General features: G+C 62.5%; 19 protein-coding genes. 10 read left to right on the forward strand and 9 right to left on the reverse strand.

Translation table 11 applies throughout. The features are described 5' to 3' along the window. The coding region (locus Q0O99_RS09050; protein ID WP_293750618.1) for a bifunctional hydroxymethylpyrimidine kinase/phosphomethylpyrimidine kinase at nt 1-863 on the reverse strand (863 nt) is incomplete at its 3' end. Between the two features lie 104 nt (nt 864-967). Here Q0O99_RS09050 and Q0O99_RS09055 point away from each other — a divergent pair. Then, nucleotides 968-1,138, forward strand: coding sequence for a rubredoxin (locus Q0O99_RS09055; RefSeq protein WP_293750619.1), 171 nt, complete (start codon nt 968-970; stop codon nt 1,136-1,138). On the opposite strand, the gene Q0O99_RS09060 is transcribed toward Q0O99_RS09055, so the two are convergent. Then, nucleotides 1,139-2,614 (reverse strand): deoxyribodipyrimidine photo-lyase, encoded by a 1,476-nt coding sequence (locus tag Q0O99_RS09060; protein ID WP_293750620.1) that lies wholly within the window; start codon nt 2,612-2,614, stop codon nt 1,139-1,141. It lies immediately after the preceding gene. A gap of 74 nt (nt 2,615-2,688) precedes the next feature. Here Q0O99_RS09060 and Q0O99_RS09065 point away from each other — a divergent pair, with 74 nt between their 5' ends. Genes Q0O99_RS09065 through Q0O99_RS09090 form a run of 6 tightly spaced genes read left to right on the forward strand, consistent with a single transcriptional unit; the run spans nt 2,689 to nt 7,301 of the window. Next, on the forward strand, nt 2,689-3,312 hold the full coding sequence (locus Q0O99_RS09065) for a YqgE/AlgH family protein (protein WP_293750621.1): 624 nt from the start codon (nt 2,689-2,691) through the stop codon (nt 3,310-3,312). Then, nucleotides 3,309-3,725 carry a Holliday junction resolvase RuvX gene (gene ruvX, locus Q0O99_RS09070; RefSeq protein WP_293750622.1) on the forward strand — a complete coding sequence of 139 codons (417 nt, stop codon included), beginning with the start codon at nt 3,309-3,311 and terminating at the stop codon, nt 3,723-3,725. Before Q0O99_RS09065 ends, ruvX begins: the two co-directional genes overlap by 4 nt. After that, a complete protein-coding gene (gene pyrR, locus Q0O99_RS09075; protein WP_293750623.1) occupies nt 3,722-4,222 on the forward strand; it encodes a bifunctional pyr operon transcriptional regulator/uracil phosphoribosyltransferase PyrR in 501 nt (166 codons plus the stop codon). Before ruvX ends, pyrR begins: the two co-directional genes overlap by 4 nt. Before the next feature lie 16 nt (nt 4,223-4,238). After that, nucleotides 4,239-5,204: an aspartate carbamoyltransferase catalytic subunit gene (locus Q0O99_RS09080; protein ID WP_293750624.1), complete on the forward strand. Its 966-nt coding sequence runs from the start codon at nt 4,239-4,241 to the stop codon at nt 5,202-5,204. 10 nt (nt 5,205-5,214) lie between these two features. Next, nucleotides 5,215-6,507: a dihydroorotase gene (locus tag Q0O99_RS09085; protein ID WP_293750625.1), complete on the forward strand. Its 1,293-nt coding sequence runs from the start codon at nt 5,215-5,217 to the stop codon at nt 6,505-6,507. A 53-nt stretch (nt 6,508-6,560) separates the two neighbouring features. Further along, the gene (locus tag Q0O99_RS09090; RefSeq protein ID WP_293750627.1) at nt 6,561-7,301 is read left to right on the forward strand and encodes a 1-acyl-sn-glycerol-3-phosphate acyltransferase; all 741 of its coding nucleotides are present in this window, start codon (nt 6,561-6,563) and stop codon (nt 7,299-7,301) included. A 91-nt stretch (nt 7,302-7,392) separates the two neighbouring features. On the opposite strand, the gene Q0O99_RS09095 is transcribed toward Q0O99_RS09090, so the two are convergent. Then, nucleotides 7,393-8,553 (reverse strand): ABC transporter ATP-binding protein, encoded by a 1,161-nt coding sequence (locus Q0O99_RS09095; protein WP_293750629.1) that lies wholly within the window; start codon nt 8,551-8,553, stop codon nt 7,393-7,395. Between the two features lie 47 nt (nt 8,554-8,600). Here Q0O99_RS09095 and Q0O99_RS09100 point away from each other — a divergent pair, with 47 nt between their 5' ends. Next, nucleotides 8,601-10,235 (forward strand): iron ABC transporter permease, encoded by a 1,635-nt coding sequence (locus Q0O99_RS09100; RefSeq protein WP_293750631.1) that lies wholly within the window; start codon nt 8,601-8,603, stop codon nt 10,233-10,235. Nucleotides 10,236-10,259: 24 nt separating this feature from the next. Here Q0O99_RS09100 and Q0O99_RS09105 read toward each other — a convergent pair whose 3' ends face one another. Both Q0O99_RS09105 and Q0O99_RS09110 read right to left on the reverse strand, forming a co-directional pair. After that, complete coding sequence (locus Q0O99_RS09105; RefSeq protein WP_293750633.1) at nt 10,260-10,877, reverse strand: pyridoxamine 5'-phosphate oxidase family protein; 618 nt, start codon at nt 10,875-10,877, stop codon at nt 10,260-10,262. A gap of 27 nt (nt 10,878-10,904) precedes the next feature. Further along, nucleotides 10,905-12,755, reverse strand: coding sequence for a glutamine--tRNA ligase/YqeY domain fusion protein (locus Q0O99_RS09110; protein WP_293750635.1), 1,851 nt, complete (start codon nt 12,753-12,755; stop codon nt 10,905-10,907). Between the two features lie 162 nt (nt 12,756-12,917). Here Q0O99_RS09110 and Q0O99_RS09115 point away from each other — a divergent pair, with 162 nt between their 5' ends. Continuing rightward, nucleotides 12,918-13,334 carry a hypothetical protein gene (locus tag Q0O99_RS09115; protein WP_293750637.1) on the forward strand — a complete coding sequence of 139 codons (417 nt, stop codon included), beginning with the start codon at nt 12,918-12,920 and terminating at the stop codon, nt 13,332-13,334. A gap of 25 nt (nt 13,335-13,359) precedes the next feature. Here Q0O99_RS09115 and Q0O99_RS09120 read toward each other — a convergent pair whose 3' ends face one another. The 4 genes from Q0O99_RS09120 to Q0O99_RS09135 all read right to left on the reverse strand — a co-directional run bounded on the left by Q0O99_RS09120 (nt 13,360) and on the right by Q0O99_RS09135 (nt 15,024). Further along, nucleotides 13,360-13,767 carry a type II toxin-antitoxin system VapC family toxin gene (locus tag Q0O99_RS09120; RefSeq protein ID WP_293750639.1) on the reverse strand — a complete coding sequence of 136 codons (408 nt, stop codon included), beginning with the start codon at nt 13,765-13,767 and terminating at the stop codon, nt 13,360-13,362. Beyond that, complete coding sequence (locus Q0O99_RS09125) at nt 13,764-13,970, reverse strand: AbrB/MazE/SpoVT family DNA-binding domain-containing protein (protein ID WP_293750641.1); 207 nt, start codon at nt 13,968-13,970, stop codon at nt 13,764-13,766. The genes Q0O99_RS09120 and Q0O99_RS09125 overlap by 4 nt, the downstream gene beginning before the upstream one ends. A 127-nt stretch (nt 13,971-14,097) precedes the next feature. Next, nucleotides 14,098-14,613, reverse strand: coding sequence for a TIGR02281 family clan AA aspartic protease (locus tag Q0O99_RS09130; RefSeq protein WP_293750643.1), 516 nt, complete (start codon nt 14,611-14,613; stop codon nt 14,098-14,100). A gap of 3 nt (nt 14,614-14,616) precedes the next feature. Next, nucleotides 14,617-15,024 (reverse strand): DUF2306 domain-containing protein, encoded by a 408-nt coding sequence (locus Q0O99_RS09135; protein ID WP_293750645.1) that lies wholly within the window; start codon nt 15,022-15,024, stop codon nt 14,617-14,619. A 121-nt stretch (nt 15,025-15,145) separates the two neighbouring features. Between Q0O99_RS09135 and Q0O99_RS09140 the strand changes: the two genes are divergently transcribed. Beyond that, nucleotides 15,146-15,970, forward strand: a complete 825-nt coding sequence (locus Q0O99_RS09140; RefSeq protein WP_293750647.1) for an undecaprenyl-diphosphate phosphatase — start codon at nt 15,146-15,148, stop codon at nt 15,968-15,970. Nucleotides 15,971-16,059: the final 89 nt, after the last annotated feature.

Consider the following 16,059-nt stretch of genomic DNA (forward strand, 5'->3'; position numbering starts at 1 on the left):
TCGCCTTCGGGCAGGGCCCAGAACAGGCGGTCGGGAATGACCTGGCCCATGCCGGGCCGAAAGCCTTCGTCCAGGCACCGGTCCAGGTAATGCAGGGCTTCGCTGGTGGCTTCGGGCAGGTCCATGCCGGTGGCCAGCAAGGCGGCCAAAGCGGCTGTGAGCGTGTCGCCCGCACCCGCAAACACCGCCTCGATGCGTTCAAACTTTTCGTGGGCCAGCACGGTTTCGGGTGAGGCCAGCACGTTGTCGATGTGTTGCTCGGGCAAGGGCAGACCGGTCACCAGGGTGTAGGGCACACCCAGCTCGGCGGCTGCTTTTGCGATGTCGCGCGGGCCGGGGTTGCGATCGCCACTCCAGTCGGGCAGCAGCCAGCGGCGCAGCGTGCTGTGGTGGCCGACCAACACGCTGGTTTGTGGCAGCAGCAGTTCGCGAAAAGCGTCCAGGTAGGCGTCGATCTTGTCTTCTTCCCACCATGACAAGTTGGGCATGTAGGCCACAACCGGCACGCCGTCGTAGTCGTCCGACAGTTCGGCGATCACCGCCAAACTCTCGGGCGTGCCGACAAAGCCCACTTTGATGACCTGCACCGGAACATCTTCGGCCACGGCGCGGGCTTGGTCGTGCACAGCCTCGTCGTCGAGTGCAAAAAAGTCGGTGATGCCGCTGGTGTCGCGCACATAAGTGCCGGTGCAAATCGGCATGCAGTGCGCCCCCACCGAGGCCATGGCCACCGAGTCACAGCTCAGGCCGCCAGCGCCGCTGGGGTCGTTGGCATTGAAAGACAGCACGCAGGCCAAGCTGGCCAACTCTTCGTCATCCAGAAGTTGTTCGATGTCGGTGTTGGGGGTCTTGGAATCGGTCATTGAAGGTCAAATGTCAGGGGGCCATGGCACCCCAGACAGGGCGTGTGTTGAATGGGCCGATACAATCAATTTATTCTATTCGACTCTCTGATTGCGACACTGTGATGGAACACAAAACCTGGATGTGCCTGATTTGCGGCTGGATTTACGACGAAGCCGAGGGCGACCCCGAGCACGGCATTGCGCCGGGCACCCAATGGGCAGACGTGCCCATGAACTGGACTTGCCCCGAATGCGCGGCCCGCAAGGAAGACTTCGAGATGGTCGCCATCTGATCAGTCCGCGCCTTTCTTGACCACGGCATAACGGGCCAGCGTTTTCTCGCGGGCTTCGGAGTGGTCAACGATGGGGGCCGGGTAGGTTTTGCCGATCACCAGCCCCGCGGCTTGCAATTCCATGGGTTTGGCCAGCCAGGGGGCGTGCAATGCGGCGGTGGACAGGGCTGCCAATTCGGGCACATAGCGGCGGATGAATTTGCCTTCAGGGTCAAACTTTTCGCTTTGGCTGATCGGGTTGAAGATGCGAAAGTAAGGCTGTGCATCGCACCCGCTGGAGCTGGCCCACTGCCAGCCGCCGTTGTTGGCCGACAGATCAAAGTCGTTCAAATGCGTGGCAAAGTACTTTTCGCCCCAGCGCCAGTCAATGCCCAGATCTTTGACCAAAAAGCTCGCTACCACCATGCGCAGGCGGTTGTGCATGTAGCCCGTTTGGTTGATTTGGCGCATGGCCGCGTCCACCAGCGGGTAGCCGGTGCGGGCCCCGCACCAAGCGTCAAACAGCTTGTGGGCGTGGGGGCCGTGTTCCCAGCGGATCGCGTCGTAGTCGGGCTTGAAGCTTTTGCCTTGCCCCACATGCGCAAAGTTGTGCAGCACCTGCACATAAAAGTCGCGCCAAATCAACTCTGACAGCCACACACTGGCCCCAACGCTGCCCGCCAGCATGCGTGGGTGCGCCTCGCGGGCCAGTTGGCGGATCGACACCGTGCCAAAGCGCAAATGCACGCTCAGGTAACTGGGGCCTTTGACGGCCGGGAAGTTGCGGGTGTCTTCGTAGTGGTCAATGCGGGTCAAAAAGTCTTGCAGCAAGGCCTGCGCGCCCGACTCCCCCGTGGGGATTTTCAGGGCAAGCAGGTTGGTGGGCTCAAATCCCATGTCGTGCAGGCTGGGCACCGGATGCGCCAAGTCATCGGGGCGCGGGGCCAGCCGTTGGGCCAGTTGGGTCACCTCGAAAGCCTGCAGGTCTTCGGGCGAGACTTTTTTCAGCCAAGCGTTTTTGTAGGGCGTGAACACGCTGAAGGGCTTGTTCATTTGGGTCAGCACCTCGTGGCGCTCAAACACCACATGGTCTTTGAAGGTGTGCAGCACGATGCCGTGGTCGGCCAGGTGGCCGCGCACCTGAATGTCGCGGGCCAGCGCCAGAGGTTCGTCATCGTGGTTGGCAAACACCACTTGGGCCTGCAGGTGCTGGGCCAGTTTGACGATTTTGTCCTTGGCCACGCCGTGGCGCACGATCAGGCCTGCCTGCGGGTGGCCGGCCAGGGCGCGCAATCGGGCGTCGACCTCGACCAGCGACTCGCGGATGAACTCGACCCGGCGGTCGGCGCGGGGCAGGGCGTCCAGGATCTCGGTGTCGAACACGAACACCACATGCACCCGCTGACAGTGCTGCAAGGCATGGTGCAGGGCGGCGTGGTCACTTACGCGCAGGTCGCGCCGCAGCCAGACCAGGCCGCAAGAAAAAGGGGTTGCCATCGGGGTTTGCCGGTTTGAGTCAAACAATGCACCCGTGACCCCGCCTGCAGAGTCGGGACCGCTAAAATCGGTGCATGACAGCTGATTCTGCCTCCATTGACCTCAAGCATCATTTCCTGATCGCCATGCCCGGGTTGGAGGACGAGACATTCGCCCGCAGCGTCGTCTACCTGTGCGAGCACAGCCCCCGCGGGGCCATGGGCCTGATCATCAACAAACCCTCCGACATCAGCATGCGCCTCTTGTTTGACAAGGTGGATCTGCCTTTGCGCCGCGAAGACCTGATGCAAAACCCGGTGGGCCATGGCGGCCCGGTGCAAACCGAGCGCGGCTTTGTGCTGCACGACCCCTTGCGCGGCCCTTTTCACGACCCCCTGCGCACGGACCAGCCCGAACAAGAAGGCGCGGCCTACGCCTCGACGCTCACCGTGCCCGGTGGGCTGGAGATGACGACCTCGCGCGACGTGCTCGAAGCCCTGTCGTCTGGCGCAGGCCCGCGCCGCGTGCTGGTCACGCTGGGCTATGCGTCTTGGGGCGAAGGGCAGCTTGAATCCGAGCTGGGCGAAAACACCTGGCTGACGGTGGCGGCCTCGGCCGAAGTGATTTTTGAGGTGCCCATGGCCGAGCGCTACGACCGCGCCCTGGACTTGCTGGGCCTCAAAAGCTGGATGCTCTCGCCTGACGCGGGGCACGCATGAGCAGCACCCCCGATCCAGCCGTCCCGTCCCAACACCAGAGTTTTCTGGCCTTTGACTATGGCCTCAAGCGCACCGGCGTGGCCGTGGGCAACCGGTTGATGAAATCGGCCACCCCGCAAGGCACGATTGCTGCCGAGGGCGACGCCCGCTTTGAGCACATCGCCAAACGCATCAAGGAATGGCAACCCGACGCACTGGTGATCGGCGTGCCCACCCATCCCGATGGCGGTGAGCATGAAAACACCTTGCGCGCCCGCAAGTTCGGCCGCCAGTTGCGCGGCCGTTTTGGCCTGTCGGTGTACGAGGTGGACGAGCGTTACACCACCACCGAAGCGCATTCTTATGGCGCCAAAGACGCCGATGCGGCGGCGGCGGCGATCATTCTGGACCAATTCTTAAGGAGCCTGCCATGAGTGCTTTGGCGTTGAATGCAGAAGCCCTGTACCAAGAACTCTTGCGCGGCGTGCGCAGCCTGTGTCGGGACAACACCCGCCTTGTGGGCATCACCTCGGGTGGCGCCTGGCTGGCCCAGCGCCTGCAACGCGACCTGGGCCTGGCCGGTGAAGCGGGTCAGGTGTCTTCGGTCATGCACCGCGACGACTTTGCCCAGCGCGGCTTGTCGGCGGGTGGTCAGACCAGCCTGCCGTTTGAGGTGGCTGGGGCCGACATCCTGATCCTTGACGATGTGCTCTACACCGGACGCACGATTCGCGCCGTGCTGAACGAAATCTTTGACTATGGCCGCCCCGCCCGCGTGCAGCTGGCGGTGCTGGTGGACCGGGGTGGGCGTCAGCTGCCGGTGCAGGCCGACTTCGCCGCTGCCCGCGTGGCCCTGCCCGAGACCCAATCTCTGGCGCTGGCCCGCGACGAGGCGGGTCGATTCAGTTTCGAAGTGGAGAACAAAGCCTGATCAAGGTAAGAACAACATGCTCTACAAACGCAACAACCCCCAACTCAACCAAAACGGCGAGCTGATCCACCTGCTCTCCACCGAAGGCTTGTCCAAGGACATCCTCACCCACATCCTGGACACCGCGGCCAGCTTCGTCAGCGTGAGCGACCGCGAGGTCAAAAAAGTGCCCCTCTTGCGCGGCAAGAGCGTGTTCAACCTGTTCTTTGAAAACAGCACCCGCACGCGCACGACCTTTGACATCGCGGCTACCCGCTTGTCGGCCGATGTGTACACGCTGGACATTGCCCGCTCATCTGCAGCCAAGGGCGAGTCACTGCTCGACACGATTGCCAATCTGAGCGCGATGGCCGCCGACGTCTTTGTGGTGCGCCACAGTGAGTCGGGCGCGCCCTACCTGATTGCCCAACACGTTGCGCCCCATGTGCATGTGGTCAACGCGGGTGACGGACGGCACGCTCACCCCACCCAAGGGCTGCTGGACATGTACACCATCCGGCACTACAAGAAAGATTTTTCCAACCTCACCGTGGCCATCGTGGGCGATGTGCTGCACTCGCGCGTGGCCCGTTCGGACATCCACGCGCTCACCACACTGGGTTGTGCTGAAGTGCGTGTGGTCGGCCCCAAAACCTTGGTGCCGGCCGATATGGCGCAAATGGGTGTGCGCGTCTTCAACAACCTCGAAGACGGCATCAAGGACTGTGACGTGGTCATCATGCTGCGCCTGCAAAACGAGCGCATGAGCGGCGCGCTGCTGCCGTCCAGCCAGGAATACTTCGAGAGCTTTGGCCTCACCCCCGAAAAACTCCAACGCGCCAAGCCCGACGCCATCGTTATGCACCCGGGCCCCATCAACCGGGGGGTCGAGATCGACTCTGCTGTGGTCGATGGCCAGCAAAGCGTGATCCTGCCGCAGGTGACTTTTGGCATCGCGGTGCGCATGGCGGTGATGAGCATCGTCGCGGGCAACGAGGCATGAGGACAAAAGCATGAAGATCCTGATTCAAAACGGCCGGGTCATCGACCCCGCCAGCGGCTTTGACCAAATGGCCGATCTGGCCATTGCTGCGGGCCGCATCGTGGCCATGGGCCTGGTCCCCGCTGACTTCATCCCCAACCGCGTGATCGACGCCCAAGGCTGCATCGTGGCCCCGGGCCTGGTCGATCTGGCTGCGCGTCTGCGCGAGCCTGGCCAGGAACACGCGGGCATGCTGGAGAGCGAAATGGCCGCTGCGGTGGCCGGTGGCGTGACCAGCCTGGTCTGCCCGCCCGACACAGACCCGGTGCTCGACGAACCGGGTCTGGTCGAGATGCTGCGTTACCGCGCCGAAAAACTGCACCAAGCCCGTGTGCTGCCGCTGGGTGCGCTCACGGTGGGCCTGAAGGGCGATGTGCTGACAGAAATGGGCCAACTCACGGCGGCCGGTTGCGTGGGTTTTTCTCAGGCCGAGGTGCCGATCCCCAGCACACAGGTGCTGCAACGTGCGCTGCAATACGCCAGCACCTTTGGCTACACCGTCTGGCTGCGCCCGCAAGAGCTGCACCTGGGCAAGGGCGTGGCCGCCAGCGGGGCCTTGGCCACACGCATGGGTTTGTCGGGCGTGTCGGTGGCGGCCGAAACCATTGCACTGCACACCATCTTCGAGCTGGTGCGTGCGACGCAAGCCCGGGTGCACCTGTGCCGCATCAGCAGCGCCCTGGGCGTCGCGCTGGTGCGCCAGGCCAAGGCCGAGGGCCTGCCGGTCACGGCCGATGTGAGCATCAACTCGCTGCACCTGACCGACACCGACATGGGCTACTTTGACAGCCGCGCCCGCTTGACGCCGGTGCTGCGCCAGCAGCGCGACCGCGATGCGCTGCGTGCGGGCCTGGCCGATGGCACGCTGGACGTGCTGGTGTCGGACCACACCCCGGTCGATGCCGATGCCAAAGCGCTGCCCTTCGCAGAAGCCGAACCCGGCGCCACCGGCATGGAGCTGCTCTGGAGCCTGGCCCTCAAGTGGGGTCAAGAGGCCGATTTGTCTGTGCCGCAAGTGCTCTCGCGCATCACCGCTGACCCGGCCCGCGTGCTGGGCACCACGCTGGGAATCCTGCAAGACTCGGTCGGCCATCTGGCTGTTGGGGGCGTTGCCGATGTGTGCGTGCTGTCCACCGAAGGGCATTGGCTGGTGAGTGACGCTGCGCTGCGCAGCCAAGGCAAGAGCACACCGTTTTCCGGCTACGAGCTGCCCGGCCGCGTGCGGGCCACGGTGGTCGGCGGGCAAGTGGCATTTGAGGCCTGATCGGTGTTGCGCCATGGGGGCCAGTCTGGAAATGACCGCAGCATGAGGACAAGATGCTGACCGTGTCTGCGATTTGGAGATTCCTGCGGGGACTTTGGCATGTGCTCATGGGCATGTGGACCATTTACCTGCGCTTTCCCCAGCTGAGCCCCGAGCAGCGGGAAATGCGCGTGCAAGCCTGGGCGCTGCAGTTTCTGGCGCTGTGGGGCATCCATTTGCGGGTGCTGGGTCAACCGGTGCCCAACGGACCGGCGCTCATGGTGGCCAACCACATCTCATGGCTTGACATCCTGGTCATTCATGCGGCCAGGCACTGCCGATTCGTCTCCAAATCCGACATCCGCGACTGGCCGCTGGTGGGCATGTTGGCCACGGGTGCGGGCACGCTGTACATCGAACGGACCAACCGCAAAGACGCGCTGCGCATGGTCAAAGACATGGCCGACGCCATGAGGAATGGCGATGTGGTGGCGGTGTTTCCTGAAGGCACCACCAGCGACGGGCGCGAGTTGCTGCCCTTTCATGCCAACCTGATCCAGGCGGCCATCCAGGCCGAAGCCATGGTGCAGCCCATGTCGCTCAAATTCATCGATGCCCAGACGGGCGAGCTCAGTTTGGCGCCGTGCTACATCGGCGATGACACCCTGATCGGCTCCATGTGGCGCACCCTGAAAGCCCGCCGCATCGAAGCCGTGGTGCACTTCGGCGAACCCCAAGCCGCCAACGGCCGGGATCGCCGCGCCTGGGCGCAGGATTTACGTGAAGAGGTGATTCGTTTGCGGGATACTTTGTAGGCCGCAGCGCAAGTGTTTGCACGACGGCATTCAGCGTCAGCCCAACTCGAGTCTCAAGCGGGCGACACAAAACACCCATTGGGCAGAATTTTCAAATGAACTTGACTGGCTGATGTGGCGGGTCGGTGTGCTCAAAAACCGCTGCTTTGGCGCAGGGCATTTGGCACATTTCGCGGTTGTTCACAGGGCAGGCGCGGTTGAAGGTGACGACGTGGTCTACTTCGGCCCGAATACCGATCCATTCCCCAAGTTTGTGGTCGTGGTGGCTGGGCACATGGGCCATCAGCTGCTCGCCGCTGGCCAGGCGCAGGGTGTACAAAAACTCCGAGCCCCGAAAAGCCTTGCGGATGATTTCAGCCTTCACCGGGGCATCGTCGTCGTGCACGATGTCGTCGGCCCGCAGCAGCACGTCACACTGACCGTCTTGAAACGCGCAAGGCAAAGGGCATTCGCCCACATCGCGCAACTCACCCACCGGGGTACTGACCAGGATGTGTCCGTCCACTTCGCGCAGCGTGGCAGGGGTGAACACGCCATGGCCAATGAAGTCGGCCACAAAGCGGGTGGCCGGGCGATGGTAAAGGCTGTAGGCATCGTCCCACTGATGCAATTGGCCTTCGTTCATGACGCCGATCACGTCACCGATCGCAAAGGCTTCGAGCTGGTCGTGTGTGACCAGCAGGGCGGTGGCCTGGGCGGCTTTGAGGATGTTGCGCACCTCTTGGGCCAGGCGTTCGCGCAGGTCGATGTCCAGGTTGGAAAACGGCTCATCCAGCAGCAGCAAGTCGGGCTTGGGCGCCAAGGCGCGGGCCAGCGCCACGCGTTGCTGCTGGCCACCCGAGAGTTCGTGTGGAAAGCGCTTGTCAGAGCCGGTCAACCCCACGAGTTCCAGCACCTCGTCGACACGCTTTTGGCGCTCGGCTTTGGGCAGATGTTCCAGGCCAAAGCCGACGTTACGGCCCACGTCCATGTGCGGAAACAGCGCATAGTCCTGAAACACCATGCCGATGCGTCGGCGCTCGGCCGGTTCGGTGTGGCCTTGTTCGCTGACCACCCGGTTGGACAATAAAATCTGGCCCCCCGTGACGGGTTCCAGCCCCGCCACCGCCCGCAGCAAAGTGGTTTTGCCGCAGCCAGAAGGCCCGATTAGCACGCCAATATCGCCCGATCGCAACCCAAGGTTGACCCCTCGCACGGCGTGCGTGGTGCTGCCAGGGTATTGGATGTCCAGTTGGCGCAGTTCTAGAAACATGGTTGTGATTGTAGGCAGGTTGTTTTGCGCTCCTACAATCCAAGCTTATGCTGATCACTTTGGCCCGCCGTTTATCGGGTCTCCCCTCCTTGATGTTTGCCTTGCTGGCACTGGCTTTGGCCTTGCCTGTGCTGGCTGTGCTGGGTTCGTGGTTGCAGTGGCGCGCAGAGAGTGCCAACATCTTGCTGGAGATGGCGCGCACCGTGCTGCCCGATTACGCTTTGACCACTCTGGGTCTTTGCCTGATGGTGGCGGTGGGCGTGACGGTGCTGGGCTTGGCCACCGCCGCTTTGGTGACGCTGTTCGATTTTCCGGGGCGCGGGGTGTTTGAGTGGTTGCTGCTGCTGCCGCTGGCCATGCCCGCTTATGTGGTGGCCTATGCTTACACCGACTTTTTGCAGTTCAGCGGGCCGCTGCAGGTGGCCTTGCGCGAAGCGCTGGGTTTGCAGGGGCGTTTGTGGCCCGATGTGCGCAGCGTCTGGGGCGCGGCCCTGGTGTTCACGCTCTCGCTTTACCCTTATGTGTATTTGCTGGCCCGTACTGCTTTGGTGGAGCGGGCTTCAGGTTTGATGGAGGCGGCACGCCTGCTGGGGGCGCCGCTGTCCCGTCGCATCCGCGAAATCGCCTTGCCTTTGGCCCGCCCCGCCGTGGCGGCCGGTGTGGCGCTGGCACTCATGGAAACCCTGGCCGATTTTGGCGTGTCCAGTTACTTCGGCATCCAGACTTTCACGGCCGGTATTTACAAGGCTTGGCTGTCGATGGACAACCGCATCGCCGCGGCCCAATTGGCCACGGTGTTGCTGGCCGTGGTGGTGGTCTTGCTGCAGTTGGAACAACGCGCCCAAAAGCGCATGCGCTTCAACCAAGGGCGCGGTTCGCGTCAGGGCTCTGCCGAGGCCCAGCCTGTCCAACTGATGGGCGTGCGCCGCGTGCTGGCCTGGGGGCTGTGCAGCTTGCCCGTGCTGCTGGGTTTTGTCTTGCCTGTGCTCATCATGCTGCGCGCTTTGATGGGCGAGACCACCGCGCTGCCCTGGGAACGATTTGGCCAATGGGCCTGGACCAGTTTGCGCTTGGGCGCGGTGACCGCCGTGCTCGCTGTGGGCGTGGCGATGGCCTTGTCTTTCAGTGTGCGCACACGCGGTGATGCGCTCAGCCGGTGGTCGATTGCACTGGTGGGCTTGGGGTATGCGATTCCCGGTGCGGTGGTGGTGGTGGGCTTGTTGCTGCCGGTGGGTTGGATTCAGCAACTCTGGCCCGCGTCTTCGGCCGGGGCTTGGATCACGGCCACCTCGCTGGGTCTGGTGTGGGCCTACCTGGTGCGCTTTTGCGCGGTGGCTTTGCAGTCGGTACAAAGCGGCTACGCCCGCATTCCTGTCAGCCTCGATGATTCGGCCCGCATGCTGGGCGTGACCGGTTGGGGCCTGATGCGCCGCGTGCACGCCCCCTTGCTGCAGCGCACCACCATGGCAGCGGCCTTGCTGGTGTTTGTGGACGTGATGAAGGAGCTGCCCGCCACCTTGGTGCTGCGCCCCTTCAACAGCGACACCCTGGCGGTGGTGGCTTACCAGCTGGCGCGCGACGAGCGCCTGGGCGAAGCCGCGCTGCCCTCTCTGGCGCTGGTGCTGGTGGGCTTGATTCCGGTCATTTTGCTCAGCCGCACCCTGCGGCAAAACCATGGGTAATTCAAACTTCAACGGGTCGGATCACTACAGCGACTGCCGGTAGCGCTCCATCATCTGGTCCTGCGTTTCGACTTCGATCTCTTCGCCCTTGAAGGCGCGAATCTGGTCGCGCATCATCTCGGTCATGCTGGGCAGCTGCGCCCGTTCAGTCTGGCTTGAAGCGTCCCACAGCTTGGAACGCATGAACGCCTTGGCGCAGTGCAAATACACCGACTCCACCGCCACGCGAATGACCAGCGCGGGCGCGCGCCGTGCATCGGCACACAGCGCCAAGTCGACCGGATCGGTGGACAGCAAAGCGCGGCCATTGATGCGCAAAGTCTCGTCAAAACCCGGCACCATGAACAACAAACCCAGCCGCCCCGTGGCGATGATGTTCTCCAGCGTGTCCAGCCGGTTGTTGCCTGGCGCATCCGGCAGCAGCAGCGTGTGTGCGTCAGGCACCTTGACGAAACCCGGCTCGCCCCCACGCGGCGAGGCGTCCATGTGTCCGTCTGCGTCGCTGCTGGCGAGCACCACAAAAGGCGACAAGCCAATGAACTGCACCGCATGCGCGTCCAGCGCGGGGATTTCTTTTTTGAGCGCACGCTCACGGGCGGGGCCGTAGAGGGCGCGCAGGGAGGGGATGGTGGTGATGTGCATGTTGAAAAAAACAGAGAACTTGGATGTTCACTTCCCCCAGCTGTCCTTCAACCCAGTCACCCGGTTGAACACCGGCTTCGTCCCCGCAACGTGCTCCAGACGATCCGCCACAAAATACCCAAACCTCTCAAACTGGAACTTCTGGTCCGGCTGCGCGGCGGCCAGTGATGGCTCCACGTAGGCCGTCACCGCCTTCAGGCTGTTCGGGTTGAGCGACTGCAAGAAGTCTTTGCCGCCCGCATCGGGGTGCGCGTCGGCAAACAGGCGGTCGTACAGGCGCACTTCGGCTGGCACGCCGTCGGCCACGGCCACCCAGGTGATGGCGGCTTTGGCCTTGACGCTGTCAGAGCCGGGCGTGCCACTCTTGGTGCCGGGGATGACTTTGGCGTGGACCTCGGCAACGAAGCCCGCTGCGTCGCGTGCGCAGCCGGTGCATTCGATCACGTAGCCGCCCTTCAGGCGCACCACGTTGCCTGGAAACAATCTTTTGTAGCCCTTGGGCGGCACTTCTTCAAAGTCTTCGCGCTCGATCCAGATCTCTTTGCCGATCTTGAACACGCGGTCAGCGGGGGTCATGGCGCCTTCAGTGCCATCTTTCCCACCCTTGCCCACGGCTATTGAAGAGTGGGGCAGGGCGGGTTGGGTGCAGTCCTCGGTGTAGGCATCTGAGCCGAAGGCCTCGGCCCAGTTGGTGAGCATCAACTTGACGGGGTCGAGCACGGCCATGCCGCGGTGGGCTTTGTTTTCCAGGTCTTCGCGCAGGCACCCTTCAAGCGTGCTGTAGTCGATCCAGCTGTCGCTCTTGGTCACACCAATGCGGTCGGCAAACAGGCGCAGGCTTGTCGGGGTGTAGCCCCGGCGGCGCAGGCCCAAGATGGTCGGCATGCGGGGGTCGTCCCAGCCGCTGACTTTGCCTTCAGTCACCAGTTGCGCCAGCTTGCGTTTGCTGGTGATCACATACGTCAGGTTCAGGCGGGCAAATTCATACTGCTTGGGGCTGGGCGCGGCCAGCAGGTCACATTCGCACAGGCGCTCCATCAGCCAGTCGTAAAACGGGCGCTGGTCTTCAAACTCCAGCGTGCACAGGCTGTGGGTGATTTGCTCCAGCGCGTCTTCAATCGGGTGGGCAAAGGTGTACATCGGGTAGATGCACCATGTGTCGCCCGTGTGGTGGTGCGTGGCGCGGCGGATGCGGTAAATGGCCGGGTCGCGCATATTGATGTTGGGCGAAGCCATGTCAATCTTGGCGCGCAGCACGGCCGCGCCGTCGGCTAACTTGCCGTCGCGCATTTCACGGAAACGCGTCAGGTTTTCTTCGACAGTGCGGCTGCGGAAAGGGCTGTCCACGCCGGGTTTGCCAAAATCGCCCCGGTTGGCGCGCATGTCTTCCGCGCTTTGCTCGTCCACATAGGCGTGACCGGCTTCGATCAAAGCCTCTGCAGCGCGGTACATGAAGTCAAAGTAGTCGCTGGCCTGGTAGGGCGCGGCGTTGCCTGGGCTTTGTCCGATCTGAGCCCAGTCAAAGCCCAACCATTTCACAGCGTCGATGATGCTGTTGACGTACTCCTGGTCTTCTTTTTCGGGGTTGGTGTCGTCAAAGCGCAGGTGGCACACGCCGCCGTACTCTTGGGCCAGGCCAAAGTTGATGCAGATGCTTTTGGCGTGGCCTACGTGCAGGTAGCCGTTGGGCTCGGGGGGAAAGCGGGTGCGGATCTTGGCCGGGTCAGGCTGGCCAGCGGCGTGGTGCGCGGCGTCGCCGGGGCTACCTGCCCAGCGGCGGCTGGCATAGGTGCCCTGCTCGATGTCTTTGTCGATGATTTGGCGCAGGAAGTTGCTGACTTTGTGGTCGGCGCTGTTGTCTGGAGTGGGGGAGGTCATAGCGTCTGATTTTAGGGGCTGGCGCGGGTCTGGCTGCGTGCGCGCCGTTACGACTGGAAACCACTGTAAAGCGCTGACTGTGCACCGAATGTTGGGCTGGCGCGCTAAGGGCGTAGGGAGCCTGCTTTCAAGAAAAGCCAACGCCAACAGGGGAACTTTGTCATGCTTTTTCAGTTCAAGTCGTCGTTTTCAAGATCCCTTGCCTTGCTCGGCATGCTGGGTCTGGGCTGGGTACAAGTCGGTTGTGCCCATCCGGTGGTGATCGAGCCGTCGGTGTCGGTGCATTCGCGCATCGGCCATTTCCCGGTGTATGCCCAGGTGGGGGTGCCTGGTTCGGTCTATTACGGCCCGCCGCGTGTGATTTATGCCCCACCGCCGCGTGTGGTTTATGTCCCGCCACCCCCGCCGCGTGTGGTGTTTGTGCCCCGGGCTCCTGTGCCTTGGGGTCACCCCTCAGCGCAAATTTGGGGCCACGGGCACGACCGTGGGCACCGTGGTCATGAGCGTCGTCATTACCGCGAGGAGGAGCGGGACCGGGGTCGCGATGGGCGAGGGCAGCGCGACCACTGGCGGCACTGAGCGGCTGCGCTGCTTGTGCGGGCAGTCACTTGGCCTTGAACAACACATGCGGCATGTGGCGAAGGCCCGCATCCTGGGTGTAAATCACGGCCGGATGCACTTGTGCGGTTTGCCAAATGATGGCGTCGCCCATGGACAATTTGTGTTTGACTGCCGTCTTGGCGGCTTCAAACAAGTCGGTGGGCGTCAGTTGCACCACCTTGCCTTTTTGCATCACGGCCAAAGCCTCTAGGGCGGCATCCTCGCCGCGCTCTTGCAGCATGCGCTTGCCCACTTCACAAAGGGTGAGGGCAGGCACGATCAAGGCGTCGGGTTTGGCCAAAGCGGCTTCAAAAAACGGGGCGTTGGCCTCGCCTCCAAAAAAGGCCAGCCAGCCGCAACTGTCCACCACATGCCAGGGCCTGTCGGGTTGGGTGACGGGGGCCACGCTCATACCCGGTCGGCGTCGCGCACCACGGTGCTGTCGATGCCGGGCCAGCGCCCCTTGTAGGACAGGATCGACTGCTCGGGCACAAACTCGACTTTGCCGTCGTTGAGCCGTACCTCCATGCGCTGCCCCGCAAAGAGCTGCAGCGCTTCGCGGATCTCTTTGGGGATCACCACTTGGAATTTGGGGGAGACGGACACGGTGGTCATGGTTTTACATTCTGATGGGTTGTACGATTTGTCAACCGTAGCACGGTTGGCAATGTAAAACAAGCGGCCGCCTTTCCTTATTACTGCGACCCCAGTCTGCACGGCTCAAAAATACATCACCGATACTTCAGGGCCTCTGCCGCAGCACCATCTCGTCACGCCGCATTTCCACGTCAAAGTGTTTGAGGAAGGCTTGGCCCAGCAGGGCTTGGTTGGGCTGCATGCCGCTCAGGCCCACGGTGACGCTGGCGTCGTTGAGCACCAGGTGGCCCGCGCGCACGGGCACGCTGCGCACCAGTTGGCCGGGGCGCTGGCCGTTGGCGGTGTGCAAGGTGATGTTTTGCCCGGCTGGCAATCCGGCTTGCGTGGCCAGCGCCTGGCTCACGCTGACATGGCTGGCCCCGGTGTCCACCAAAAACCTGACGGGCTGGCGGTTGACTTCGCCCTCGACATGAAAATGTCCGTCGCGCTGGCGCGGAATGACCAGATCGCCCGAGCTGAGCGCATAGGGTTTGAGGCTGGCTTGGCGGTTTTGCTCGATGCGCTCAAACACCAGATACAACACCCCGGCCACAGCCAGCCACACGGCGGCGATGGCGAAGGCGCCGAAGTGGGCGGTTTTGTGGATCGAGGGCTTGCTCATGGTTCAACCTGCAGCGCCATACCAAAGCCATTGGCCCAACAAACGTCCGGGCAACAAGGTGAATGCGCCTGTCACCACACAAGCCGATGCATAGAGCCACTGCATGGTTTTTCTATGAGCTTCAATATGGCCTACAGCTAAAAAGCGAAATGACCGGTACAGGCTGAACAAAGTCAGGGGAATGAGCAAGTGAATCGGGGTGTAGCCCCAGATATTGGGCAGATTGAAGTCGCGGATGAACAGACCCGAGAGGGCGGCGCCCAGCATACAGGTGACCCAGGCGTAACCCAATGCCCGGTGAAGACGGGGCCGTGTGATGCGGCCCATGCGGGCCCAAAGTGCCCACGGACCCAAAACTGTGGCGGTCAAGGCCAAGGTCATGTGCATGGCGATGGTGTGTGTCAGTTGCATCGTTCGTTTTGAATTTTTTCTTGAACAGCACTGTGACACAGGTTTGGACGGTGATATCCAACTTTCATTCTGGTGTGCGGTCCAGCAACGATAATCCCCCCAGATTTTTCGAGGAGCGTTTGTGGACCTGATGTTGTTGTTGAAAGCCGCCGTGATGGGCGTGGTCGAGGGGCTGACCGAGTTCTTGCCGATCTCGTCCACCGGGCATTTGATTTTGGCCGGGGCTTTGCTGGGCTTTGACGATGACAAGGCCAAGGTGTTCGACATCGCCATCCAGACGGGCGCGATTTTGGCGGTGATCATTGTGTATTGGCAAAAGATCAGCAGCACGGTGCGCGCATTGCCACGCAGCGCCGATGCCCAGCGTTTTGCGCTGAATGTGTTCATCGCCTTTGTGCCCGCTGTGATTCTGGGCTTGATGTTTGGCAAGGCCATCAAGGCGAACCTGTTCACACCCGAGGTGGTGGCCACCACCTTCATCATTGGCGGTTTCATCATTTTGTGGGCTGAGCGCAGACAGGCTCGCGCCGTGCATATTGCCGAGGTAGAAGACATGCGTTGGCAAGATGCGCTCAAGGTGGGCCTGGTGCAGTGCCTGGCCATGATTCCGGGCACCAGCCGCAGCGGCGCGACCATCATTGGCGGCATGTTGCTGGGCATGTCGCGCAAGGCGGCGACGGACTTTTCTTTTTACCTGGCCATCCCCACGCTGATCGGTGCGGGGGCTTACAGCCTGTACAAAGACCGCGCTTTGCTCAGCATGGCCGATGTGCCCATGTTTGCGGTGGGATTGGTGTTTTCGTTTTTGAGCGCCTGGGTCTGCGTGCGCTGGTTGCTCAAGTTCATCTCGACCAACAGCTTCGAGGTGTTTGCCTGGTACCGGATCGTGTTCGGTCTGGTGGTGCTGGGCACCAGTTACTTTGGCCTGGTGACCTGGGCGGCTTGAACGGGTGCACCTTGGCGACATGCCGCTGCATGGGCCGCACCCAGAATAAAAGTTTCTTGTTTGACGCATCCTGCGGATGCGTTTGTTCA

This window comes from Limnohabitans sp. Rim8 (assembly GCF_945901735.1).
GTDB lineage: Bacteria > Pseudomonadota > Gammaproteobacteria > Burkholderiales > Burkholderiaceae_C > Limnohabitans_A.